19 protein-coding genes and 1 pseudogene are annotated in these 22,878 nt (G+C 67.1%); 6 read left to right on the plus strand and 14 right to left on the minus strand.

The features are described 5' to 3' along the window. Positions 1–226: 226 nt before the first annotated feature. The 6 genes from ACTT2I_RS14915 to ACTT2I_RS14940 are packed head-to-tail and all read right to left on the minus strand — an operon-like array spanning position 227 to position 6,142. Entirely contained in the window at positions 227–1,294 is a 1,068-nt protein-coding gene (locus ACTT2I_RS14915) for an acyltransferase family protein (RefSeq protein WP_421098978.1), read from the minus strand. Continuing rightward, the gene (gene nagA, locus ACTT2I_RS14920) at positions 1,291–2,439 is read right to left on the minus strand and encodes an N-acetylglucosamine-6-phosphate deacetylase (RefSeq protein WP_421098977.1); all 1,149 of its coding nucleotides are present in this window, start codon (positions 2,437–2,439) and stop codon (positions 1,291–1,293) included. The genes ACTT2I_RS14915 and nagA overlap by 4 nt, the downstream gene beginning before the upstream one ends. After that, positions 2,439–3,467 (minus strand): SIS domain-containing protein, encoded by a 1,029-nt coding sequence (locus tag ACTT2I_RS14925; protein WP_421098976.1) that lies wholly within the window; start codon positions 3,465–3,467, stop codon positions 2,439–2,441. Before ACTT2I_RS14925 ends, nagA begins: the two co-directional genes overlap by 1 nt. Positions 3,468–3,473: 6 nt before the next feature. After that, positions 3,474–4,541, minus strand: coding sequence for a LacI family DNA-binding transcriptional regulator (locus tag ACTT2I_RS14930; protein WP_088432334.1), 1,068 nt, complete (start codon positions 4,539–4,541; stop codon positions 3,474–3,476). Positions 4,542–4,583: 42 nt separating this feature from the next. Next, positions 4,584–5,876, minus strand: coding sequence for a sugar MFS transporter (locus ACTT2I_RS14935; protein WP_088432335.1), 1,293 nt, complete (start codon positions 5,874–5,876; stop codon positions 4,584–4,586). Continuing rightward, positions 5,876–6,142, minus strand: coding sequence for a hypothetical protein (locus tag ACTT2I_RS14940; RefSeq protein WP_143592029.1), 267 nt, complete (start codon positions 6,140–6,142; stop codon positions 5,876–5,878). The genes ACTT2I_RS14935 and ACTT2I_RS14940 overlap by 1 nt, the downstream gene beginning before the upstream one ends. A gap of 106 nt (positions 6,143–6,248) precedes the next feature. Here ACTT2I_RS14940 and ACTT2I_RS14945 point away from each other — a divergent pair, with 106 nt between their 5' ends. The 3 genes from ACTT2I_RS14945 to ACTT2I_RS14955 all read left to right on the plus strand — a co-directional run bounded on the left by ACTT2I_RS14945 (position 6,249) and on the right by ACTT2I_RS14955 (position 12,469). Next, positions 6,249–7,271: a glucokinase family protein gene (locus ACTT2I_RS14945; RefSeq protein ID WP_301178495.1), complete on the plus strand. Its 1,023-nt coding sequence runs from the start codon at positions 6,249–6,251 to the stop codon at positions 7,269–7,271. Between the two features lie 136 nt (positions 7,272–7,407). After that, the gene (locus ACTT2I_RS14950) at positions 7,408–10,038 is read left to right on the plus strand and encodes a TonB-dependent receptor (protein WP_421098975.1); all 2,631 of its coding nucleotides are present in this window, start codon (positions 7,408–7,410) and stop codon (positions 10,036–10,038) included. Between the two features lie 94 nt (positions 10,039–10,132). Beyond that, a complete protein-coding gene (locus tag ACTT2I_RS14955) occupies positions 10,133–12,469 on the plus strand; it encodes a family 20 glycosylhydrolase (RefSeq protein WP_421098974.1) in 2,337 nt (778 codons plus the stop codon). Between the two features lie 63 nt (positions 12,470–12,532). On the opposite strand, the gene ACTT2I_RS14960 is transcribed toward ACTT2I_RS14955, so the two are convergent. Further along, positions 12,533–12,859, minus strand: a complete 327-nt coding sequence (locus tag ACTT2I_RS14960; protein ID WP_253247778.1) for a VanZ family protein — start codon at positions 12,857–12,859, stop codon at positions 12,533–12,535. Positions 12,860–12,923: 64 nt separating this feature from the next. Beyond that, positions 12,924–14,108: a class I SAM-dependent methyltransferase gene (locus ACTT2I_RS14965; RefSeq protein ID WP_421098973.1), complete on the minus strand. Its 1,185-nt coding sequence runs from the start codon at positions 14,106–14,108 to the stop codon at positions 12,924–12,926. Between the two features lie 56 nt (positions 14,109–14,164). On the opposite strand from ACTT2I_RS14965, the gene ACTT2I_RS14970 reads away from it, so the two are divergent. Further along, a complete protein-coding gene (locus ACTT2I_RS14970) occupies positions 14,165–14,902 on the plus strand; it encodes a pteridine reductase (protein WP_088434448.1) in 738 nt (245 codons plus the stop codon). 105 nt (positions 14,903–15,007) lie between these two features. On the opposite strand, the gene folK is transcribed toward ACTT2I_RS14970, so the two are convergent. Next, positions 15,008–15,499 (minus strand): 2-amino-4-hydroxy-6-hydroxymethyldihydropteridine diphosphokinase, encoded by a 492-nt coding sequence (folK, locus tag ACTT2I_RS14975; protein WP_421098972.1) that lies wholly within the window; start codon positions 15,497–15,499, stop codon positions 15,008–15,010. Positions 15,500–15,583: 84 nt separating this feature from the next. Here folK and ACTT2I_RS14980 point away from each other — a divergent pair, with 84 nt between their 5' ends. Beyond that, entirely contained in the window at positions 15,584–16,318 is a 735-nt protein-coding gene (locus ACTT2I_RS14980) for a 20S proteasome subunit A/B (protein ID WP_088434446.1), read from the plus strand. Here the strand turns inward: ACTT2I_RS14980 and ACTT2I_RS14985 are convergent, their stop codons facing one another. The 4 genes from ACTT2I_RS14985 to ACTT2I_RS15000 form a co-directional block, all read right to left on the minus strand. Then, positions 16,319–17,833, minus strand: coding sequence for an ATP-binding response regulator (locus ACTT2I_RS14985; RefSeq protein WP_088434445.1), 1,515 nt, complete (start codon positions 17,831–17,833; stop codon positions 16,319–16,321). A 4-nt stretch (positions 17,834–17,837) separates the two neighbouring features. Next, positions 17,838–18,278 carry a response regulator gene (locus ACTT2I_RS14990; RefSeq protein WP_019186024.1) on the minus strand — a complete coding sequence of 147 codons (441 nt, stop codon included), beginning with the start codon at positions 18,276–18,278 and terminating at the stop codon, positions 17,838–17,840. Beyond that, the gene (locus ACTT2I_RS14995) at positions 18,275–20,095 is read right to left on the minus strand and encodes a sensor histidine kinase (protein ID WP_088434444.1); all 1,821 of its coding nucleotides are present in this window, start codon (positions 20,093–20,095) and stop codon (positions 18,275–18,277) included. The genes ACTT2I_RS14990 and ACTT2I_RS14995 overlap by 4 nt, the downstream gene beginning before the upstream one ends. A 207-nt stretch (positions 20,096–20,302) precedes the next feature. Continuing rightward, the gene (locus tag ACTT2I_RS15000) at positions 20,303–20,680 is read right to left on the minus strand and encodes a BON domain-containing protein (RefSeq protein ID WP_088434443.1); all 378 of its coding nucleotides are present in this window, start codon (positions 20,678–20,680) and stop codon (positions 20,303–20,305) included. 169 nt (positions 20,681–20,849) lie between these two features. Here ACTT2I_RS15000 and ACTT2I_RS15005 point away from each other — a divergent pair. Further along, positions 20,850–21,889 (plus strand): annotated as a pseudogene (locus ACTT2I_RS15005) (oxidoreductase). Positions 21,890–21,973: 84 nt separating this feature from the next. Here ACTT2I_RS15005 and gnd read toward each other — a convergent pair. Then, entirely contained in the window at positions 21,974–22,876 is a 903-nt protein-coding gene (gene gnd, locus ACTT2I_RS15010; protein ID WP_421098971.1) for a phosphogluconate dehydrogenase (NAD(+)-dependent, decarboxylating), read from the minus strand. Positions 22,877–22,878: the final 2 nt, after the last annotated feature.

A 22,878-nucleotide genomic window follows, 5' to 3' on the forward strand; every position in this document is an offset into this window, starting at 1 on the left:
GTTCACGACGGCAGCGGACGCTGCCTGGGACTGCATTTCCGGCGGTACAACATCAAGGAGGGGACAGGCGGCGCGCGGCACACGGGCCACGGCCAGGAACAGGCGGTTTCGTCAATTACGCAGATGTAGTGCGGTACTTTTACTGGTCAACTGTGATGTGAACGTAAAATCCAGACCGTGGATCGCACGCATTCGCTGCGCGCAGAGCAATCCTGCAGCTGGTCGCTCAGATCTTCAGATAGATACGCCGGCGATCCAGCGCCCACACCACGCCCCACCAGAGCGCCACGAAGCCCACCGCGCACGCGAGCGAGGCCAGCGTTGGCGCCTGTGGCAGCGCGCTCTGCAGGGCATGGAAGGCCGAAGCCCAGGCACCGCTCGCCGCGAGCACCAGCGCCATCGCCGAGGAGCCGAGATAGGCGGCGATCGCATTCACGCCAAAGCGTCGGCCCAGCGCAGGCGCGCCCCAGCGATCGATCACCAGATGGGCCAGCAGCAGCGCGGCCGCGGACAGACCTGCGGTCCACAGCACGAAGCTGGGCGTCCACAATTGCTTGTTCAGGGGCAACCACAGCGTGGCCAGACCGCCGACCGCCAGGCAGCCCGCTGCCAGAACCGCCAACTGCGGTGCCCTGCCCGCGCGCAGCCACGCTCCGGCACGCAGGCCCAACAGCGTGGTGGCAATCGCCCCGAGGCTGCTCAGCAGGCCTTCGGGGTCATGGCCCAGCCCGGTGAGCGCGGAATATTCATAGAGGAACGGGGCGAACAGCGCCGTATCCAGCCGGCTGGCCGGGTTGACCCACGGCTCCATCGAGTCGGCCGCGAGCAGGAGAACGGCATAGGCGACCAGCAGCGCGACGATCACCGCCCACTGCGTCCGCGCCCGCGTGTACACCGCCAGCACGCCGACCACCGCCACGCACAGCGCGATCCGCTGCAGCACGCCCCACAGGCGATACGCCGGCAGCTCGAACAGCCACCACGCCAGCAGGTGCAGCAGGGCACCGGCGATCAGGATGCGCAGTGCGCGCTGCAGCACCCCACGCACCAGCGCCGGACGCATGGCCGGGTCGGTGGCGCGCGGGGCCAGGCTGAAGGCCATCGAGACGCCGGCGATGAACAGGAACAGCGGGAAGATCAGATCGGTCGGGGTGAAGCCATGCCACTGCGCGTGCAGCAGCGGCGCGTAAACATGGTTCCAGTCGCCGGGGTTGTTGACCAGCAGCATCGCCGCGACGGTCAGGCCGCGCAGCGCGTCGATCGAGCCCATCCGTGCCGACGGCGCCGCGCTCATGCGTCTTCGCGCTGCCCGGCGATCCAGGTGCTGCGCACCTGCAGCGCATCGTCGAGCAGGACCAGATCGGCGTGATGGCCTTCGGCAATATGCCCGTAGCGGTCATCCAGGTTGAGGAACTGCGCGGGATATGTGGAGGCCATGCGTGCCGCCTCGGCCAGCGGAACGCCGAGCAGTTGCACGCTGTTGCGCACCGCCGTGGCCATGTCCAGCGCCGAGCCGGCCAGTGAACCGGCAGCATTGCGGACCACGCCGTCCACGGCGGTGATGACCTCGCCATACAGTTCGTAGCTGGGGTCTTCCGCACCCACCGGCGGCATGGCATCGGTAACCAGGATGACCTTGCCGCGCGGCTTGCACGCCAGCGCCACACGCAGGCTGGCCGGGTGCACGTGCACGCCATCGGCGATGATGCCGACCCAGCTGTCGCGGTCTTCCAGTGCCGCACCGACGGCGCCCGGCTCGCGTCCGGTCAGTGGCGACATCGCGTTGTACAGATGAGTGAAGCCACGGATACCGGCCTCCAGGCCGGCACGTGCTTCTTCGTAACTGGCCGCGGTGTGACCGGCCGCCACCACCACGCCACGTTCCACCAGCGCGCGGATGCTCTCCAGCGGCACCCGCTCGGGCGCCAGCGTAAGCAGGGTGACGCCATTGTCCAGCGAGGCGGCCAACGCGATCTCGGCGGCATCCGGCACGCGGAACTTGTTCGGATCGTGCGTGCCCTTGCGCGCCGGCGCGATGTACGGCCCTTCCAGATGGATGCCGAGCACGCCCGGCACGCCTTCGCTGATCGCCTGGCGGGTCGCGGCAATGGCCGCGCGCATCACCTGCACATCGTCGCTGATCAGGGTCGGCAGCAGGCCGGTGGTGCCGAAGCGGCGGTGCGCCTGCGCCAGCGTACGCAGCGTGGCGACATCCGGGCTGTTGTTGAACAGCACGCCGCCGCCGCCGTTGACCTGGGCATCGATGAACCCCGGCAGCAACCAGCCACCGCCCAGGTCCACCTGCTCATCGGCCTGGCCGAGCATCGGGGCGGCATCGGACACCAGCGCGGTGATCCGGCCACTTTCGATCACCACGGCCAGGTCGTCGCGGAAGTCGTCGCCGGCCAGGATGCGGGCGTTGCGCAGGACAGTTTTCATCAGACGGTTTCCGTCACCTTGTTCAGATGCGGCGGCAGGTCGGGGTTGTGGCCGCGACGCAGCGCCAGCGCGTTGATCGCGCGGTAGAAACTCTGGATGGTCAGCAGCGGCGCGCACGCCGGGTGCGGCGCGACCGGCAGCGGCAGGTCACCGCCGACATCGGCCAGCCACACCTGCGCATCGCGCGCGGCAAACTCGCTCAGCACCGCGCGGGTACCGGCGCCGGTTTCATCCGGCTGGGCGAAGGCCAGCACCGGGAAACCCGGGCCGACCAGCGCCATCGGGCCGTGCTTGACCTCGGCCGAGCTGTAGGCCTCGGCATGCAGGCCGCAGGTTTCCTTGAACTTCAGCGCCGCTTCCTGCGCGGCGGCCAGGCCGAGGCCACGCCCCAGCACGAACAGGTTGTGGGCCGGCACCAGGCCATCGGTCAGCGACGACCAGTCGCTGTTCCAGGCCTCGCGCAGGGCATCGGGCAACGTGCGCAGCGAGGCGATCAGCCCCACGTCCTGGGTCCAGTAGGCCACCAGCTGCAGGATTGCCGACAGCGAGGCCAGGTAGCTCTTGGTCGCCGCCACGCTGCGCTCGGCACCGGCCCCCAGCGGAATCACCGTCTCGGCCAGCTGCGCCAGCGGCGAATCCTCGACATTGACCAGCGCCACCACACGCGCGCCGGCCGCACGGGCGGCCTCGGCGTTGCGCAGCAGGTCCGGGCTCTTGCCCGACTGCGAGATCACGATGTACAGCGCGCCGCGCAGCTTCAACGGTGCCTCGTAGACCGAGCCCACTGACGGCGACGCCGAGGCGGTGACCAGCCCCAGGCGTGTTTCCAGCAGGTACTTGGCGTAGGTGGCGGCGTGGTCGGAACTGCCCCGTGCGCAGGTCACCACGAACGGCGGCGGCGCCGCGCGCAGGCTGGCGGCCAGCGTCTCCACGGCCACCTGGTTGCGCGCGAACTGCGCGGCGATCACATCGGCAGCCTCGGCGGCTTCGCGGTACATCAGGGTGTCGTGGGGAGCAGGCAGGGACATGGGGACTCAGGTCGTTTCAGGAGAAGGAAGCCGTGCACCCTGCGGGCGCATCGGCGCGGTGGAGCCACGCACCACCAGCTGCGGCACGAAGCCCTGGTTCTGCAGCTGCAACGGTGCATCGTCGTAGGCATCGCTGCGCAGCTGCGCGATCAGCAGGCGCGCGGCATGCCGGGCGATGTCTTCAGTGGCCTGCTTGGCAGTGGTCAACGGCGGCCAGGACTGGCGCGAGAACGGACTGTCCTCGAAGCCGGCGATGGACAGATCGTAGGGCACGTTCATGCCGGTGGACTTGGCGGCCGCCAGCACGCCGGCGGCGATTTCATCGTTCGAGCCGAAGATCGCGGTGGGCGGTTCGCGCAGCGCCAGCAGGCGGCGCGCCCCACGGAAGCCGTCGTCGAAGGTGTAATCGCCCTGCACCACCAGGTGCTTGTCGATGGTCATGCCGTAGTCGCGCAGCGCGGCCTCGTAACCGGCATAGCGCTCGCCACTGGAGCGGTGCGAGGTGCCGCCCCAGAGAAAGCCGATGCGCTGGTGACCCAGCTGGATCAGATGCTCGGTGATTTCATAGGCGGCCTCGCGGTCGTCGACGAACACACAGGCACCATCCTGCGGATCGGCCGTGGCGGCAATGATGCGCACCAGCTTGATCCCGCGCGCGGTGAGCGCGGCCACCAGATCCTTGCGCTCGGACATCGGTGCGGTCAGCACCAGCCCGGCCAGGCGCGAACGCTGCACCCAGTCGGCCAGTTCCTCGGCCAGCATCGGCGAGCTGGAGTCGCAGGGATGGATCTGCAGCCCGAACCCGGTCTCTCGGCAGGCCGCGAGCACGCCGTTCTGCACGCCGATGATGTGGTACGGATTGGGGTTGTCGTAGACCAGCCCGACCACCAGCGTGGTGCCGGTGCGCAGGTTGCGCGCGGCCGGATCGGGCTCGTAGTCCAGCTCGGCGATCGCACGCAGCACCCGCGCACGGGTGGCCTGCATCACCGAGGGCTCGTTGTTGATCACCCGCGAGACCGTCTTCAGCGATACCTTGGCCCGTTCGGCGACATCCTTGATGGTCGCTCTACGCATCGTCTTTTCCTGGCTGACCGGTTGAGCGTCCATGATCGCCGATCACTGCCCGTCGCGGGACAGCCCGACGCGGTGGCCGCGCATCGAATAGAACAGGATGTACAGGTAGCAGGGCACCATCAGGCCGGCGAACACCCACTGGAAGTCGAAGTGCTGCTTGAGCACGGCGAACAGCTGGGGAATGATCGCGCCACCGGCGATGGCCATCACCAGCAGGGCCGAGCCGGTCTCGGTGAAGCGGCCCAGCCCGCGGATCGCCAGCGGAAAGATGGCCGGCCACATCATCGCGTTGGCGAAACCGAGGGCGGCCACGAAGCCCACCGACACGTAGCCGTGGGTGAACAGCGCGCCGATGCAGAACACCACGCCCAGCACCGCGGAAATGCTCAGGTAACGCGACTGCGAGACCAGGTGCGGGATCAGCGCCAGGCCGGCCAGATAACCGATGAGCATCGCGCCCAGGGTGATCGAGGTGAACATCTTGGTCTGGTCCAGCGGCAGGTCGAAGCCATGGCCGTAGGTACCGATCGCATCGCCGGCCATCACTTCCACGCCGACATAGACGAACAGGCACAGCACGCCCAGCCACAGGTGCGGGAACTGGAAGATGCTGGTGCGCTCGGCCACTCCCGGCGCGCGGGCCGGCGTAGCGTTGGCTTCAGAGGTCTTCAGTTCGGGCAGCGGCGAGAACAGCACGCCGACCGCCAGCACCACCAGCAGCCCGGCCATGGCCATGTACGGCAGCTGGATCTTGGCCGCGAAGTCGTTGAGCAGCACCGTCTTGGCCGCGGCGTCGGCAACCTTCACCTGGGCATCCAGATCGCCGATCCCGTGCAGCACCAGCGTGCCGATCAGCACCGGGGCGAGCATGCCGGCGATCTTGTTGCAGATGCCCATCAGCGCGATGCGCCGGGCCGCGGTTTCGATCGGGCCGAGAATGCTGATGTACGGATTGACCGCCGTCTGCAGCAGGGCCAGGCCGCTGCCGATGATGAACAGGCCGCTGAGCGCGCCGGGGTACCAGCGCTGCTGGGCGAAGTGGGCGAATACCACCGCACCGGCCGCCATCACCAGCAGGCTCAGGCTCAGGCCTTTCTTCATGCCGGTGCGCTTGAGGATCCACGAGGCCGGCAGTGCCAGGAAGAAATACGACAGGTAGAAGACCATCAGCACCAGGAAGGCGCCGACCTCGTCCAGCTCGAAGGCGAGCTTGACGAAGGTGATCAACGGACCGTTGAGCCAGGTGAAGAAGCCGATCAGGAAGAACAGCACGCCGATGATCAGGATCGAGGTAAGCACGCTCGAACGCGCGGAGGCAGCAGGCACGGCAGACATCAAGGAGGCTCCTGCATCGACGGCACCGGAGCGGCGTCGGAAGAGTGGCTGGGAACAACGTTGTCACATTTATTCGTTGCAGCCGCCGGGTTTGTCAACAACTGGTTCACGCCGACGCCGCGCATTTTCCTTTGCTGCACCTGCGCAATCTGGCGGCAGCGCTCGCGGTGGGCGGAGCGGAGCCCGTATTCACGGCAGTTTGCGAAAACATGACGGCTGTGTGATGAAAACGTTTTCCCGCGCAAACCCGCGTTGCGGCGCAGCATCGAAAGTGTGAGGTTATCGTTGACATCGTTGTCAGAACGATTACAGACTCCGCCTCAATCGCCGGGTCAGCCCTGGCCACGCCCAACCGATGGAGTCCGTGTGACCATAGCCGCCCACGCTGTTCCGGCCCATGCCCCGCCCGCCGCGATGCCGCCGTTCCTGGCCGCCGACGTGGGTGGCACGCATGTCCGGGTTGGCCGGGTCCAGGCCAGCGCCGATCCGGCCCATCCGGTGGAGCTGCTGGACTACCGCAAGTTCCGCAATGCGGATTACTCCGGCCTCAGCGCGATCCTGTCCGACTTCCTGGCTGATGGCCCGCGCCCGACCCATTGCGTGGTCGCCACCGCCGGCTATGCCCGCGACGACGGCACGGTGATCACCGCCAACCTGCCCTGGCCGCTGTCGGCGCGGCAGATCGAGCGCGATGTCGGCCTGGACCAGGTCTACATCGTCAATGATTTCGAAGCCGTGGCCTACGCCGCCGCCCAGGTCGATGCCAGCGGCGTGCTGCAGCTGACCGGCCCGGCCACCGCCCCGCGCGGCCCGACCCTGGTGGTCGGCCCCGGCACCGGCCTCGGCGCGGCGGTCTGGATCCCGACGCCGCACGGCGCGGTGGTCCTGGCGACCGAAGCCGGCCAGCCGACCCTGGCCACGACCACCGAACTGGAGATGGCGATCGTGCGGCAGATGCTGCGCGAGCGCTCGCACGTATCGGTCGAGCAGGCGCTGTCCGGCCCCGGCCTGATGAATCTGTACCGCGCCCTGTGCGCGTTGAACGGCCAGTCCCCCACGCTGACCACCCCGGATGCGATCACCGCGGCCGCGATGACCGACCAGGACCCGCTCGCGCGGCAGAGCCTGGAGGTGTTCTGCGGCCTGCTCGGCAGCACCATCGGGGACATGGCGCTGCAGTACGGCGTCACCGGCGGTGTCTACCTGGCCGGCGGCATCCTGCCGCAGATCCGCGACTTTCTGTTGAACAGCACCTTCGTCGAGCGGTACCTCAACAAGGGCCCGATGCGCGAGGCGCTGGAACGTATTCCCGTGAAGGTGGTCGAGCACGGGCAGCTGGGCGTCATCGGCGCTGCCAGCTGGTACCTGGGCCATAGGGACCACCCGACCGCCTGACGGCGCGCCGGGAAAGGCACTACGCAGTACGCAGCACCCATGGCACGCCCCGGTTTAGGGCGCGCGGAAAAGTCGTACCAGACGCAAGAAGACACGCCGTCGCCGGCGAACCATCGGATTGATGAGGAGAGACATCATGAACCATCGCAAGAGTCTGCTTTCGGCAGCCATTTTCAGCTGTCTGGTGTTCAGCGCGCAGGCGCAGGAAACCTCCAGTACCCCCACCGACCTGGACACCGTCAGCGTCGTCGGCATCCGCGCCAGCCTCGAAAAGTCGCTGGATACCAAGCGCAACAACGTGACCATTTCCGAGGCGATCACCGCCGAGGACATCGGCAAGTTCCCCAGTACGAACGTTGCAGAAGCGCTGTCTCAGCTGCCCGGCATCTCGCTGGACCGCCGCTTCGGCCAGGGTGAGCGCGTCAGCATCGACGGTACCGACCCCAGCCTCAACCTGTCCTTCCTGGACGGCCACCCGGTCGCCCAGGCGATCTGGCTGTACGGCGAGCAGCCCAACCGCGGCTTCGATTACACCCTGCTGTCACCGCTGATCCTGGGTCGCATGGAAGTCATCAAGTCCTCCGAAGCGCGCCTGACTGAAGGCAGCCTGGGCGGCACCATCCTGATGCACACCCGCCAGCCGCTGGACATGCGCGCCAACGAAGTGGCCGCTTCCGTGGGCTACAGCTACAGCGACCAGGCCAGCAAGGGCAAGCCGAACGCCTCGGCCATCTACAGCTGGAAGAATGACGAAGAAACCTTCGGCATCAACGTGGCCGCGCAGCACTATGAAGAGCGCGTGGACCGTCAGGGCATAGAAGTGTTTGGTTACGCCAAGGCGTCCACCTTCACCAACGCGCCGGGCGTGGACCCGAATGCGGACGTACCCAATTCGGTCAACGCGGCGTGGTTCCAGCAGGACCGCAAGCGCGACAGCGCCGTGGTCAATCTGCAGTTCAAGCCGACCGACGAACTCGAGTTCAACCTGAGCGGCCTGTACATCAAGGAGAACTTCGACAACTACAACCAGTCGATGTACTCCTTCCTGACGTGGAATCCCGGCACCGTAGGTGCGGTGAACCAGCTCGGCGACGTGCGCAACGGGGTGGTCACCAGCGGTCACTCCAACGCCAGCGCGACGGCCAACAGCGGCACGGTGATCTACGACAACAACGTGCGCGAATCCGAAGTGACCACCAAGGGCCTGGACCTTCGCGGTGCCTGGAAGGGTGAAGGCTGGGGTATCAGCGGCCAGGCTGGCCAGAGCAAGTCCGAAAACAAGGATCTGGCCCAGTACTTCATCGAACCGTTCTACAACGGTGGCTTCAGCTGGAACCTGGACAAGGGCATCACCTTCGACAACCCCGATGCCGCCCGCAATCCGGCCAACTGGGGCTCGGCCGGCGGCTGGTTCGGCAACAACGGCATCTTCTCCACCGACAGCAAGGACACCTACGCACAGCTGGACTTCAATGTGCAGTTCGACAGCATCTTCAACCAGCTGCAGTTCGGCGTTCGCCACGGCAAGCACGAAGAGAGCTTCGATCTGAACGTGTATGGCGGCGTGCGTCCGGGCACCCTGGCCGACGTCGGCACCATCGGTCTGACCGACATCCAGGGCTTCGCCGATGGCCAGGGCCGTCATATCCAGGCCGGCCGCGACAACGTGCTGAACTGGGTCAAGGGCAGCCCGCTGGACTTCGCCAACCCGGATCCGGCCAGCTATCTCAACAACAGCTGGGCGCTGGAGCAGACCAACAATGCCGCCTATGCGCAGTTGAACTTCTCCAATGGCCCGGTACGCGGCAACGTCGGCGTGCGCTACGTGGATTCCAAGACGGCCGGCAGCGGCTTCGTCTACGGCGGTACCCCCACCCTGACCGATCTGGACAGCAAGTGGCAGACCCAGACCAAGAAGGAAGACTTCCTGCTGCCCTCGGTCAACCTGGTCTACGACACCGACAGCGACTGGGTGTTCCGCTTCGGCGCCAGCAAGGTCATCGCGTGGGCGCCGTACAACCAGATGGTGAACAACACCTTCCTCAACGACACCACCCTGACCGGCAGTGGCGGCAACGCGGCCCTGTCGCCGTATGAGTCCTGGAACTACAACCTGTCGGCCGAGTACTACTTCGCTCCGCAATCGGTGGTGGCCTGGTCGCTGTTCTACAAGAAGATCGACAACTACATCGATACCAGCGCCGTCACCGAGCGCCAGTACAACTCGATCCGCGATACCTCGCCGGCCACCTGGGCCAACATCGTGGGCACCAACGGCTGTGCGGCCGACGGCTATTGCGACTACAGCATCCAGCGTCCACGCAATGCCGGCAGCGGTCACGTCAAGGGCTTCAACCTCAGCTACCAGCAGCCCTTCGGCGAAAGCGGCTTCGGCCTGACCGCCAACTACACCTACGCCAACGGCGAAAACAATTCCGGTGATGCGCTGCCCTACCAGTCGCGCAACTCGGTTGCGTTCAGCCCGTACTACGAAAAGGGTCCGATCAACGCCCGCCTGACCTACAACTGGCGTGACAGCTACCTGGCCGGCGGCTACGTCGCAGGCTCGGCACCGGCCAGCGTGGACGACTACGCCGAGCTGGGCGCCAGCTTCGGCTACACCTTCAACGAGAACTGGTCGGTCACCGTGGACGCCCAGAACCTGCTCGATGAAGAGTACTTCCAGTACCTTGGCGACAAGGATCACCTGGCCTCGCGTTACAAGAGCGGCCGCCGCTACATGGCCACCCTGCACTTCAAGTTCTGATCGCCTTGGCACTATGCTGAATGCCTGAAACGGGCCCGGATTTCCGGGCCCGTTTTCACAGGTGGAACCCGATTCGCTACAAAGGAATGACCCGATGCACACCCGCACCCGTCGTACCTCGCTGTCGCTGCTGACCTTCGCACTGGCACTTTCCCTCGCCCCGCTGGCCCAGGCCACCGACGCACAGGCGCCGAACGGCCCGCAGGCCCTGCCCGGCTCGCTGATGCTGATTCCCGCACCGGCCAGGGTCGACCGCCTCGACGGCGCCGGCTACACCGTGACCGCCGCCACCCCGGTGCATGCACAGGGCCAGGCCGCCGCCCGTGTGGCCGCACAGTTCGCCACCCTGCTGCGTGACAGCGGCGGCCCGGCGGTAACCCTCAGCGAAGGACGCGGCAAGGACGGCATCCGCTTCGTGCTCGACGCCACGCTCAAGACCGGTGCCGAGGGCTATCAGCTGCGTTCGGACGCGCGCGGCGCGACCGTGCAGGCCGCCACCGAAGCCGGCTTGTTCTATGGTGCGGCCACGCTCTCGCAGCTGCTCACCGGCGGCAGCGAAGGCAAGCTCCCGGCGCTGCGTATCGACGATGCGCCCCGTTTCAGCTGGCGCGGCCTGATGCTCGATTCGGCCCGCCACTTCCAGAGCCTCGATGAGATCAAGCAGGTCCTCGATGCCATGGCCGAGCAGAAGCTCAATACCTTCCACTGGCATCTCACCGATGACCAGGGCTGGCGCATGGAGATCAAGCGCTACCCGAAACTGACCGGCGTCGGCAGCTGCCGTATTCCGGCCGGCGATGGCGGCCGCGATCCGGTCACCGGCGCCGAGCGCCCCTATTGCGGGTTCTACACCCAGGAACAGATCCGCGAGGTGATCGCGTATGCAGCCGCGCGCCATATCCAGGTCATTCCCGAGATCGACGTGCCCGGCCATGCCACCGCGGCGATCGCGGCCTATCCGGAGCTCGGCACGATCGACACCCCGCTCAAGCCGCTGAGCGAATGGGGCGTGTTCCCGAACCTGTTCAACACCGACGACAGCACGCTGGCCTTCCTTGAAAACGTGCTGGAAGAAGTCATCGCGCTGTTCCCGGCCAAGTACGTGCACGTGGGTGGCGACGAAGCGGTCAAGGACCAGTGGGAAGCCTCCGCGCGGGTGCAGGCGCGCATGCGTGAGGTGGGCGCCGGCGATGAGATGGAGATGCAGAGCCACATCATCAAGCGCCTGGAAACCTTCCTGGAACAGCACGACCGGCGCCTGATCGGCTGGGATGAAATCCTCGAGGGCGGGCTGCCGCCGGAGGCCACGGTGATGTCCTGGCGCGGTACCGAGGGCGGCCTGAAGGCCGCCAGCGAAGGCCACGACGTGGTGATGTCGCCGGTGACCGACATGTACATGGATTACCTGCAGACCAACTCGCCGAACGAGCCGCCGGGCCGCCCGGCGACGATTCCGCTGGCGCGCGTGTACGGTTTCGAACCGGTGCCCGACGCGCTGGCCAAGGACAAGCAGCACCATATTCTGGGCCTGCAGGCCAACATGTTCACCGAGCACACGCGCAGCTACGCACGCCTGCAGCACAACCTGTTCCCGCGCTTGGCCGCAGTGGCCGAGACCGGCTGGTCGCCGCGCGAACGCCGCGATTACGCCGATTTCCTGGCGCGCCTGCCGGCGCAGCTGCAGCGTTACCAGGCCATGGGCATCGCATATGCGCAGACGCCGTTCCAGGTGGAACTGGACAGCCGTGACGACCGCGCGGCCGGCACCGCGACGCTGGCCCTGCGCACCCCGCTGGGCTACGACATCCACTACAGCGTGGACGGCAGCGCGGTCACCGCGCAGTCACCGCGCTACACCGCCCCGCTGCAGCGGCCGCTGCCGGTGGCACTGCAGGCCGCCACATTCTTCAATGGTCAGGCACTGGCCAAGGCGGCCAGCCGCTTCGACATCACCGCCGCCTCGCTGCTGTCGCGGACCGACGAACATCTTGCGCAGTGCCCGGGTGACGGCCAGCTGCTGCTGCGCCTGGAAGACGACGGCCCGGCCGATGGCGAGCGCGCGATCTTCAACGTGGACATCTTCAACCCGTGCTGGCTGTGGAAAGACGCGGATGTGGACGGCATCGCCAAACTGCGCGTGCGTGCCGGGCAGATCCCGTACTACTTCCAGCTGGCCCACGATGAGCCGAACCGCCGCTTCGCGCCCAAGCGCAGTACGCACGGGGAAATGGACATCCTGGGCGGGCAGTGCGATGGCAAGCCGCTGGCCAGCGTGAGGCTGCCGGCCGCGCCGGGCGCCGATGGCTTCATTACGCTGGAAGCGGCGCTGCCGCGTTCGCTCAAGGGCACGCAGAACCTGTGCGTGCGCTTTACCGGCGATACCCGGCCGACGATGTGGGTGCTGGATGAGCTGACGCTGGTGCCGCGGTAACGCCGCGGCCACCCTCGGTCGTGCCGGCCGCTGGCCGGCACACCCCGCCTCACGCTGCCGGTATCAACCGCGCAGGCGTACCAGCAGATTGCGGAGCGGCGTCACTGCGATCGCCATGCCGGCCAGCACGCCAACGCTGTTGGCCAGTGCGTCCATCGGGTCGGCCATGCGGTTGACGGTCAGGGCGCCCTGGGCGAACTCGATGCCGATGCCCAGCCCAACCAGTCCGACCGCTGCCCAGACCAGGGCAGCGCGTCGCTGGTAGATCTGCACGGCGGACGAGGCCAGCAGGAAATAAGCGAGGAAGTGCTCGATCTTGTCGCTGTTGTCCGGCAATGGAATCGGCGGCGGCGGGATCAGGCAGACCACGATCGTGCCCAGCACCGCCATCCACCACAGCGCCAGCCAGAACCGCGGCCAACGCAGCGGCTTCAACAGGTTCGTGGCAGCCACCTTACAGGCGCCAGGTCAGATCGCCGAGCGCGAACGCCGGCTCGAAATCCACGTCGCGCTGGAAGCCCATCACCTGGAAGCGCTCGCCCATCTCGGTCGGCAGCGTCAGCTTTTTCACCTGGTCGCGCAGCCGCACCCGGCCGATCTCGTCGGTGCGCGCATCGGCTTTTTCCAGCAGCGTATCCAGCCCGTTGCCGAGCAGGAAACTGGCCTGGGTGCAGTAACCGGCCAGCTCGAAACCCGCGCCCGTGCCGGCTTCGGCCAGCGCGGTGAAATCCACCGAGGCAGTGAGGTCCTGCAGGCCCGGCCACCGGTACAGCTCGTTGTGCACGTGGTGGCGGTAGAACGCGCGCACGGTGCCCTCGTCGCGGTCGTCTTGGTAATACTCGTTGCGCGGGTAACCGTAATCGACGAACAGCATCGCGCCGCGCTTCATGCCGCCGGCGATCGCCTGGATCCAGTACGGCAGCTGCGGCAGCAGTTCGGAACGGTAGCCGTCGGCGAAGGGCTTCTCGCGGTAATGCTCGACGTGGCGGACGGCGGCGCTGAGCATCGCATCGGCCGGCTGCGCGCCGCGCACGAAGGCGCCCTCGGCATCCAGTTCGACGGTTTCTTCGTAGACCATGCCGTCGCGTGCGAGGAAGCGCGGCGTCGGCAAGGCATCGATCACTTCATTGGCGAAGACCATGCCGTCCCAATCGTCATCGAACGGACCGTTCAGCCATTCCACCAGGGCAAACACCGGCGGGATCAACGCCTTTTCCAGACGCTCGCGCTGGCGCTCACGCAGGTCCGCGCTGGGCTCCAGGATCGCGTAACGCTCGGGCAGCGCGTCCAGTTCAAGCATGCGCTTGAGCAGCACTTCGGCGAAGGCACCGCTGCCGCCGCCGACTTCCATGAAACGCGCTTCCGGGCCGAGCTGCTGCATCACCGGGGCGATCGCATTGGCCAGGGTCGCGGCGAACAGCGCGCCGATTTCCGGCGAGGTGGTGAAATCGCCGGCGGCCCCGAACTTGCTGGCGCCAGCGCTGTAATAGCCCCAACCGGGCGCGTACAGGCTCAGCTCCATGAAGCGGGAGAACGGCATCGCGCCGCCGTTGGCGAGGATTTCAGCGCGCAGCGCCGCAGCCAGCTCGTCGCTGTGGGCCAGGGCGTCGGATTCGGGGAGGGGCAGTGGGGAATGCATGGCACGGGCGATTGCGGTGACAATGCACAGCATAGCCTGAGCAGGGAGTACCCCCGATGACCGATACCGCGCCCGTGGCGCTGATCACCGGCAGCGCGCGCCGGATCGGCGCGGCCATCGCCCGCCAGTTCCACGCCTGTGGCTGGTCGGTGGTGCTGCACGCCCACACCTCCACCACCGAGCTGCAGCAGATGGCCTTCGACATGGACATGCTGCGCCCGGGCAGCGTGCTGGCGCTGCAGGCCGACCTGCGCGATGCCGATGCCCTGCCCGACCTGATCGACCAGACCGTGGCCCAGTTCGGCCGGTTGGATACGCTGGTCAACAACGCCTCCAATTTCTACCCCACCCTGCTCGGCCAGATTACCGCCGCGCAGTGGGACGACCTGTTCGCGGTGAACGCGCGTGCCCCGTTGCTGCTGGCCCAGGCGGCCGCACCGCACCTGCGCCGCCAGCAGGGCAGCATCGTCAACCTGACCGACCTGCACGGCACCCAGCCGATGCGCGACCACCCGGTGTACGCGGCGGCCAAGGCCGCGCTGGAAATGGTGACCCGCTCGCTGGCGCTGGAACTGGCGCCCAAGGTGCGGGTCAATGCGGTGGCGCCCGGGGCGATCCTGTGGCCGGAGCAGGGCAAGGATGATTTCGCCCAGCAGGCGCTGCTGGCGCGCACGCCGCTGGCCCGCACCGGGACGGTGGAGGAGATCGCCGAGGCGGTTTACTGGCTGGCCACGGAGGCCGCGTTCGTCACCGGGCACACGCTGCGCGTGGATGGTGGGCGGACGTTGTCGTGAACCCCGGTTGGACCGCACGCCGGGGAGAGTCGGCCGCTGGCCGGCGCTGTATGAACCGGCATTGTCGGGTTGCCGGCCAGCCGCCGGCCCTCCCCGATGCCTCGATCAGCCGGGCACCAGGTCCATCGTCTCGAACGGCTCGCCGAACTGCCGGTGGGCCCGCCACAGTGCGTCCAGGGTCAGCCCGCTGACCGGGTCGCGGAACGCCGGGGCGATATCGGCCAGTGGCTTGAGCACGAAGGCGTGCTTGAGTTCCGGGCGTGGAATGCGCAGATGGCCGGGGCCCTCCACGATCAGATCGCCGTAGAACACCACATCGATGTCCAGAGTACGGTCGCTGAAACGCGGGCCGCTGCGGTCACGGCCGTGGGCGTCTTCCAGCGCATGCAGCCAGTCATCCAGCGTCTGCAGCGGCAGATCGGTCTCGATCGCCACGGCATTGTTGAGGAAATCCGGGCCGTCGAAGCCCACCGCTGCGGTGCGGTAGGCCGGCGAGACGGCGATCGTGCCGAAGCGCGCGCGCAGGGCCTCCACCGCGGCGTGAAGGTGCTGTTGCGGCTGCAGGTTGCTGCCCAGGCTCAGGAGCGCAGTGGTCATGGTATTCAGCGTACGTGGGGCGATTCCACACGGGGCCAACAGGGCCAGCGCATAGAATCGGGGTGCACATCATAGGACACCGACATGACCTATTGCGTCGGCATCGAGGTGGACGAAGGCCTGGTCTTCGCCGCCGATACCCGTACCAACGCGTCGCTGGACGACGTGCGCGTGCACCGCAAGCTGCACGAATTCGAGTTCCCCGGTGAAGCGGCCTTCGTGATCATGGCCGCCGGCAACCTGGCGACAACCCAGCTGCTGATCTCGCGGTTGCGCCGTGACGTGGACGAGCAGCGCCCGGAAAACCTCCGCGCCTACCGGCATCTGTTCGAGGTGGCCGAGTACGTGGGCCGGGTGCTGCTCGACAGCCAGGTCAAATCCAGCACGCATGAGGCGGGGCAGGACGGCATCGTGACCCAGGCGACGCTGATCCTGGGCGGCCAGATCGGCGGCGAGCATCCCGGCCTGTACATGATCTATCCGCTCGGCAATGCCATCGCGGCCTCGCCGGAAACCCCGTTCCTGCAGATCGGCGAATCCAAGTACGGCAAGCCGATCCTGGACAGGATCCTGCGCCCGCAGACCCGGCTGGAAGACGCCGCGCGCACCGCCATCGTCTCGCTGGACTCGACGATCCGCTCCAACCTCTCGGTGGGGCTGCCGGTGGACCTGGTGCTGATCCGCAAGGATGACCTGCGCATCACCCAGCGCATGCGCTTGGCCGGCGACAGCCCGCTGTATGCGGAGATCCACGGCAACTGGTCCTACAAACTCGAGCAGGCCGTGGCCAGCCTCCCACGGTTTCCGTGGGAGGTCTGATCAGGCGGTCTCCAGCGCCTCGGCGACCGAGCGGAACACCTGCTGCATTTCCAGCGGCTTGCGCAGCACGTGCACGTTGATGCCGGGCGGGAACACCGCCAGCGGTACGGTGACGTCGGCTTCTTCCAGCACCAGCGCCGGCCCGCGGTAGCCCAGCGTGGCCATCTCGCCCAGCAGATGGCTGGCCGAGAGCAGTTTCGAGCCGGCATCGGCGATCACCAGTGCGGGCATGCTTTCCTGCTGCATCCAGCGCAGTGCGGCGGCACCATCGGAGGCCAGCTGCAGGTGATAACCCTGGCTGGACAGCGCATTGCCCAGCAGCGACAGGCGTGTCGCCTCACCGTCCACGACCAGGATCGACTGCCCCGTGCCGGCGGCGATCGGCCCATCCACCGTGGCGGCCGCGTCGGTGCTCTCGCGCATCGGCAGCAGCAGATCGAAGCGGGTGCCCACGCCGGGCTGGCTGTCGACGTGGATGCTGCCGTGGGCGCCTTCGATGATGCGCTTGCACGAGATCAAACCCAGGCCGGTGCCGGTGGCTTTGGTCGTGAAGAAGGGATTGAACAGATGCGACAGCGTGTCCGCATCCATGCCGATGCCTTCATCGGTCACCGAGATCCGCAGCCAGTCCTCGCCATGCGTATCGGCGGCGGACGCCGCGCGCAGGGTCAAACGGCCACCGTTGGGCATGGCCTGGATGGCATTCAACGAGAGGTTGAGCAGCACCTGCTGCAGCTCGGTGTAGTTGGCATCTACCGCCAGGCCATCGGCCACCTCCAGATGCAGGGTGACCTTGGCCGGCAGGTTGCTGCGCAGGAGCAGCTCCACGCCTTCGAACAGGTGGACCAGGCAGATGTGCTCGCTGGTATTGCGCGAACCGCGCACGAAGGACAGCATCGATTCGGCCATCTCATGCCCGCGCCGGCCGCATTCGGCGATGATGTCGGCCAGATGATGCAGCTGCGGATCATCGGTCCGTGCCTTCATCAGGTCCGGCATGATCAGCAGCGGCTGCAGGATGTTGCGCAGGTCGTGGCTGAGCCCGGCCGCCAGCAGCGACAAGCTCTCCAGACGCTGCGCGCGCATCAGCTCGGCTTCCACGCGCTGGCGGTCGATCGCGCTGCGGGCTTCGCGCACGGCACGCGCCACCGCCGAGGGCAGGCGCGCCGGCTGGTGCTTGATGATGTAGTCGTTGGCGCCCTGGTGCAGGGCGGCCACGGCGTTTTCCTCACCCATCGTGCCGGACACGAAGATGAAGGGCACCTCAGGCAGCGCGGCGCGCACGATCTGCAGCGCCTCATTGCCGGAGAAGCCGGGCATGCTCAGGTCCGACAGCACGATGTCCGGCGCGGCGCGCGCCAGCGCCTCACGCAGTTCCTGCGCGCTCTCGACCCGCTCGAAACTGGCCTCCAGGCCAGCGTCGAGCATCTGCTCGCACATCAGTTCGGCGTCTTCCGGCGAATCCTCGATCAGCAGGATCCGCAGGGCACCCAACGCAGGGCCGGTCAGCGGCATGGCCTTACTCGATCTCCGGTGCCTGGTTGATCAGGCCCCAGAACTTGCCCAGGGTCTGCACCGCGCCGAAGAACTGGTCCACGTCCACCGGCTTGACCACGTAGGCGTTCACGCCCATGTCCCAGCTGCGCGCCAGATCGCTTTCCTCGCGCGAGGATGACAGGATCACCACCGGCAGCCGCTTGAGCTCTTCGGTGTTGCGGATTTCCTTGAGCACTTCCAGGCCGTCCATGCGCGGCATCTTGATATCCAGCAGCAGCACCGCCGGCAGGCCTTCGTCGCGGTTGGCGAAGGCGCCGCGACGCAGCAGGTAATCCATCGCTTCCACGCCGTCTTCGACGTGCACGATCGGGTTGGCCAGGCGGGCCTCCTTCAAGGCGTCGATGGCCATCTCGGCGTCGGCGGGGCTGTCCTCGGCAAGGAGGATGGTACGGAGAGCGGTCATGCGGCGGAGCCCTTGTTGATTGCGTCGAGCGCGGGTGGAAGAACGAAGTGGAACGTGGCGCCCTGATCGACCGCCGACTCGGCCCAGATGCGGCCGCCGTGGCGGGTCAGTACCCGGCGGACACTGGCCAGGCCGATGCCCGTACCCGGGTAGTCGCTGGCCTTGTGCAGCCGTTGGAACACCCCGAACAGCTTGCCGGCGTAGGCCATGTCGAACCCGGCGCCGTTGTCGCGGACCGTGAACAGATGGCTGCCGTCAGGCTGCAGTTTGTAGTCGACCTCGATCCGGGCCGGCTCGCGGTTGGAAGAATACTTGATCGCGTTGCCGAGCAGATTCAGCCACACCTGGCGCATCATGTTTTCATCGGAAACGATGATCGGCAGCGGCGCGATCTTCCAGTCGACATGGTGCGGCACGCCGGTGCTCTCGGCCTCGCTCTGCTGGTTGGCATCGAGCATGGCGCGGGTGTCGGCGACCAGCGACTGCATGTCCACCGCCTGCAGCCGCATCGCGGCCCGGCCTAGGCGCGAATACACCAGCAAATCGTCGATCAGCGCGGCCATGCGGCGCGCCGAGTTGGAGATCACGCCCAGGTAGTGCAGGGATTTCTCGTCGGCCCCCTCGCCCAGGTGGCGGGTCAGCTTGTCGGAGAAGCCGGCCACGTGGCGCAACGGCGCGCGCAGATCGTGCGAGACCGAATAGCTGAACGCTTCCAGCTCGCGGTTCACCTCGGAAACCTGCTCGACCTTGCCTTCCAGCTGGCGGTTCAGTTCCTCCACCCGCAGCTGCACGGCGCGCTGGACGGTGACATCGCTGACCGTCATCAGCACCACTTCGTCATCCTTGTCCGGCAGCGGCATGCGCCGCGCGTTGATCAGCATGATCCGCACCACGTCATCGGCGGTGCGCTGTTCGTGTTCGTAATCCCACAGCTCGCGGCCGCGCAGCAGCACGTCGGTCAGGCGCTGGCGGACCACCGCGTCGGCCCAGGCGCCGTCGCCGATGCTGTCCAGCGGCAGCCCTTCGGCCGTGGTCTCCTCGTCCAGCCCGTACAGCTCGGCGAACGCCGGGTTGTGCATCTGCACGCGCAGGCTGCGGTCGAGCAGTACGATCGGCTCGCGCACCGTATGCAGCACCGAGGCTGCCCGCCCGGCGGCGCGCAGCGAGGCGCGTTCGGCGCTCAGGCGGTGGCGGATCTGCCGCTGCAGCAGCCACAGCACCAGGCCAAGCAACAGCAGCTGCACCACCAGCGCCGACCAGGAGATGAACTCGCCCTGGCGCTGCTGCGCCGTGAACAACGCCGAACGCTTGGCGAGCAGCTGCTCCTCGGTGGCCTGCAGTTCTTCGACCAGGTTGCGGATCGGGTAGCGGGTGGTCAGATCGGCCACCAGCTGCCGCTGATCGGCATCGGGCGCGGAACGGGCCAGTTGCTTGGCCAGCTCCATGCGGCGTTCGAGCATGGACTGGATGCGACCGATCCGGACCAGCTGATCCGGATTGTCGCGGGTCAGCTCGGCCAGCCGGGCCAGCCGCCCCGGGATATCGTCGGCCTGGGCCAGCCGCTCGCGCAGGCCGGGGGCGTCGATGCCCTTGGACATCGTCAGTGCGGCCGATTCGACATCGCGCACGTCGGCCTGCAATTGGTAGACCGCCACGCCGACATCCTGGGTGTGGGTGACCCAGTTCATCGCATCGACGTTGTCGTCGGCCAGTTTGCGCAGGGTGAGCCACGGCACCACGATGATGGCTACCGCCGCCAGGGCCAGGGCCGGCAATCGCCAGCGGTCCCAGATTTGATCACTGAACACCAGCGCCATAGTCCCTCGTCAGCTCGATGCCACCCCTGCTCCGGCCCATGCGCGTACCGCCGGCATGCGCACCGCATGGCGATGGCGAAGCGCTGAATATACTCCACCCCTTTGTGAATACGCGGTCCCTCACCTGACTGAACAGCACGCAGGACCACCGGGCGCGCACAAAAAAGCGCGCCCGAAGGCGCGCTCTGTTCATCGGTGCAGCAGGACTCAGCGCTTGGCGGCCGTCGCGGCAACCTTCAGGTTGGCAGCGTCGACGCGCTTGACGCCCTTGATCTGCTGGGTCACGCGCACCGCCTTGTCATGCTCGGCCTGGCTGGCCACGGTGCCGGTGAGGGTGACCACGCCATTGACGGTCTCCACCTTCACTTCGGTACCCGGGACGTTCTTGCTGGTCAGCAGGTCGGTCTTGACCTTGGTGGTGATCCAGCTGTCGGTGACCGGCTCGGCCGAATCGTGCGTATCGGCATGGGTCATCGCGGCATGATCGGTGGTCTTCGGCGGATCCTTGGCCATGGCCGACGAGGTGCCCAGCACCATGCCCAGGGCCAGCGAAGCAGCAAGCAGATTACGGGTCGTGTTGGTCATGTTCGAATTCCTTTGCGGATGTGCTGCCAGTGTCCGTGCCGGGCCGTGGAGGGGGCGTGCGCGCCACATAACGTCGCCGTGAACCACTCAGCTTCCTGCCTGACCATTCATGTTTCCGCACCGCGCGCGCACCCGTTACGCTGTCCTGCCCATCCTGTTGGAGCGCACCATGGCCACCGAACTGCAGGTCGGACTGATCGGTTACGGATTGGCCGGCAGCGTCTTCCATGCGCCGTTGATCCTGCACACCCCTGGACTGGCGCTGCACAGCATCGTCAGCTCGCAGCGCGACCGCCTGCTGCGCAGCTTCACCGATGTGCGCCTCTGCGAAGACCCGCAGCAGCTGTTCGACGATCCGGCAGTGGATGCAGTGGTGATCGCCACGCCCAACGATGCGCATGCTCCACTGGCGCGCGCCGCCCTCGCGGCCGGCAAACACGTACTGGTGGACAAGCCCTTTGCGCTGTCCGTGGCGGAGGCCGAATCGGTGGTGCAGGCCGCGCAGGATGCAGAGCGTGTCGTCACTGTGTTCCAGAACCGCCGCCATGACGCCGACTTCCTCACCCTCAAGCGGGTGATCGACGAGGGCGGATCGGCCGCGTCGCCGAATGCCATTCCCACTTCGACCGTTTCCGCCCGCAGGTGCGCGATCGCTGGCGCGAAAGCGATGCGCCCGGCAGCGGCCTGTGGATGGATCTCGGTCCTCATCTGCTGGATCAGATGCTGCAGCTGTTCGGCTGGCCCGGCGCGATCAGCGTGGACCTGATGGCGCAGCGCCAGCACGCCTTGGGCAATGACTATTTCCACGCGGTGCTGCATTACCCGCACCACCGCGCGATCCTCCACGCCGGCTCGCTGGTGGCCGCCTCCGGCCCGCGCTTCATCGTGCATGGCGATGCCGGCAGCTACCTCAAAGACGGGCTGGACGTGCAGGAAGACCAGCTGCGCCGCGGCATCGCGCCGGGTGCGCCGGGCTGGGGCCTGGACCCGCAGCATGGGCAGCTGGTGCGGATCGACGCCGACGGTCACACCCAGCGCAGCAGCGTGGACAACGTGCCCGGTGACTACCGCGCGTTCTATGCGCAGTTCCGCGATGCGATGCTGGGCGTGGGGGAAGCCCCGGTCAGCACCGCGCAGGCGCTGCAGGTGATGCGCCTGCTGGAGGCCGGTGCGGAGAGCGCGCGCAGCGGGCGGCGGCTGGCGCTGTGAATCGATCACGCCTGCCCGGGTAGCTGCACGCGCTGCGTGGATGCAGGCCGGACGATCACGTTCGCCGGCCCGCGTCGATCGGCCTCAGGTGGTCTTGATCGCGTGACCACCGAACTCGTTGCGCATCGCCGCCAGCAGGCGGTCACTGAAGGAATTCTTCTCGCGCGAGCGCAGGCGTTCGAGCAGCGACAGCGTGATCACCGGCGCCGGCACGTCCAGATCGATCGCCTCGGCGACGGTCCAGCGGCCTTCGCCGGAATCTTCGACATACGGTGCGATGCCGTCCAACTGCGGGTTGCGGCCCAGCGCATCGGCACTGAGATCGAGCAGCCATGAACGTACCACGCTGCCGTGCTGCCACGCCTTGGCGACCTGCGCCAGGTCGAGATTGAACTCCGCCTTGTGCTGCATCAGCGCAAAGCCTTCGGCGTAGGCCTGCATCATCCCGTACTCGATGCCGTTGTGGACCATCTTGCAGAAATGCCCTGCCCCGCTCGGGCCGACGTGCGCCCAGCCACGGTCCTCGCCCGGCGCAAGGGTGCGGAAGATCGCCCCGACCCGCTCGACCGCGGCCTTGTCGCCGCCGATCATCAGGCTGTAGCCCTCCTGCAGACCCCACACACCGCCGCTGGTGCCGCAGTCGATATAGGTCACCTCCTCACCGCGCAGCTGCTCGCTGCGGCGCACGGAATCCTTGTAGTACGAATTGCCGCCGTCGATCACCACGTCGCCCTCGGACAGATGCGGCGAGAGCGATGCCAGGGTCTGGTCGACCACACCGGCCGGCACCATCAGCCACACCACACGCGGGACCGGCAGCGCGGCGAGCGTCTCGGCGATCGAGGCGCTGACCTCGAAACCACGTTCGGCGGCCGCGTTACGTGCCGCCTCACCGGGATCGACACCGATCACGTGGTGGCCGCCGCGGTGCAGGCGCTCGGCCATGTTGGCGCCCATGCGGCCCAATCCGATCATTGCGATATCCATCA

It is taken from the genome of Stenotrophomonas sp. PUT21, assembly GCF_052232875.1.
Lineage (GTDB): Bacteria > Pseudomonadota > Gammaproteobacteria > Xanthomonadales > Xanthomonadaceae > Stenotrophomonas > Stenotrophomonas maltophilia_N.

Excerpts from the sequence above, each read along its gene's own strand:
- folK (WP_421098972.1), bottom strand. The coding sequence starts at position 15,499 with ATGACCACTGCGCTCCTGAGCCTGGGCAGCAACCTGCAGCCGCAACAG.
- ACTT2I_RS14955 (WP_421098974.1), top strand. The coding sequence starts at position 10,133 with ATGCACACCCGCACCCGTCGTACCTCGCTGTCGCTGCTGACCTTCGCA.
- ACTT2I_RS14980 (WP_088434446.1), top strand. The coding sequence starts at position 15,584 with ATGACCTATTGCGTCGGCATCGAGGTGGACGAAGGCCTGGTCTTCGCC.
- ACTT2I_RS14925 (WP_421098976.1), bottom strand. The coding sequence starts at position 3,467 with ATGTCCCTGCCTGCTCCCCACGACACCCTGATGTACCGCGAAGCCGCC.
- ACTT2I_RS14995 (WP_088434444.1), bottom strand. The coding sequence starts at position 20,095 with ATGGCGCTGGTGTTCAGTGATCAAATCTGGGACCGCTGGCGATTGCCG.
- ACTT2I_RS14930 (WP_088432334.1), bottom strand. The coding sequence starts at position 4,541 with ATGCGTAGAGCGACCATCAAGGATGTCGCCGAACGGGCCAAGGTATCG.
- ACTT2I_RS15000 (WP_088434443.1), bottom strand. The coding sequence starts at position 20,680 with ATGACCAACACGACCCGTAATCTGCTTGCTGCTTCGCTGGCCCTGGGC.
- ACTT2I_RS14985 (WP_088434445.1), bottom strand. The coding sequence starts at position 17,833 with ATGCCGCTGACCGGCCCTGCGTTGGGTGCCCTGCGGATCCTGCTGATC.
- gnd (WP_421098971.1), bottom strand. The coding sequence starts at position 22,876 with ATGGATATCGCAATGATCGGATTGGGCCGCATGGGCGCCAACATGGCC.
- ACTT2I_RS14950 (WP_421098975.1), top strand. The coding sequence starts at position 7,408 with ATGAACCATCGCAAGAGTCTGCTTTCGGCAGCCATTTTCAGCTGTCTG.
- ACTT2I_RS14960 (WP_253247778.1), bottom strand. The coding sequence starts at position 12,859 with ATGGCGGTGCTGGGCACGATCGTGGTCTGCCTGATCCCGCCGCCGCCG.
- ACTT2I_RS14940 (WP_143592029.1), bottom strand. The coding sequence starts at position 6,142 with ATGCTGCGCCGCAACGCGGGTTTGCGCGGGAAAACGTTTTCATCACAC.
- ACTT2I_RS14970 (WP_088434448.1), top strand. The coding sequence starts at position 14,165 with ATGACCGATACCGCGCCCGTGGCGCTGATCACCGGCAGCGCGCGCCGG.
- nagA (WP_421098977.1), bottom strand. The coding sequence starts at position 2,439 with ATGAAAACTGTCCTGCGCAACGCCCGCATCCTGGCCGGCGACGACTTC.
- ACTT2I_RS14965 (WP_421098973.1), bottom strand. The coding sequence starts at position 14,108 with ATGCATTCCCCACTGCCCCTCCCCGAATCCGACGCCCTGGCCCACAGC.
- ACTT2I_RS14935 (WP_088432335.1), bottom strand. The coding sequence starts at position 5,876 with ATGTCTGCCGTGCCTGCTGCCTCCGCGCGTTCGAGCGTGCTTACCTCG.
- ACTT2I_RS14915 (WP_421098978.1), bottom strand. The coding sequence starts at position 1,294 with ATGAGCGCGGCGCCGTCGGCACGGATGGGCTCGATCGACGCGCTGCGC.
- ACTT2I_RS14990 (WP_019186024.1), bottom strand. The coding sequence starts at position 18,278 with ATGACCGCTCTCCGTACCATCCTCCTTGCCGAGGACAGCCCCGCCGAC.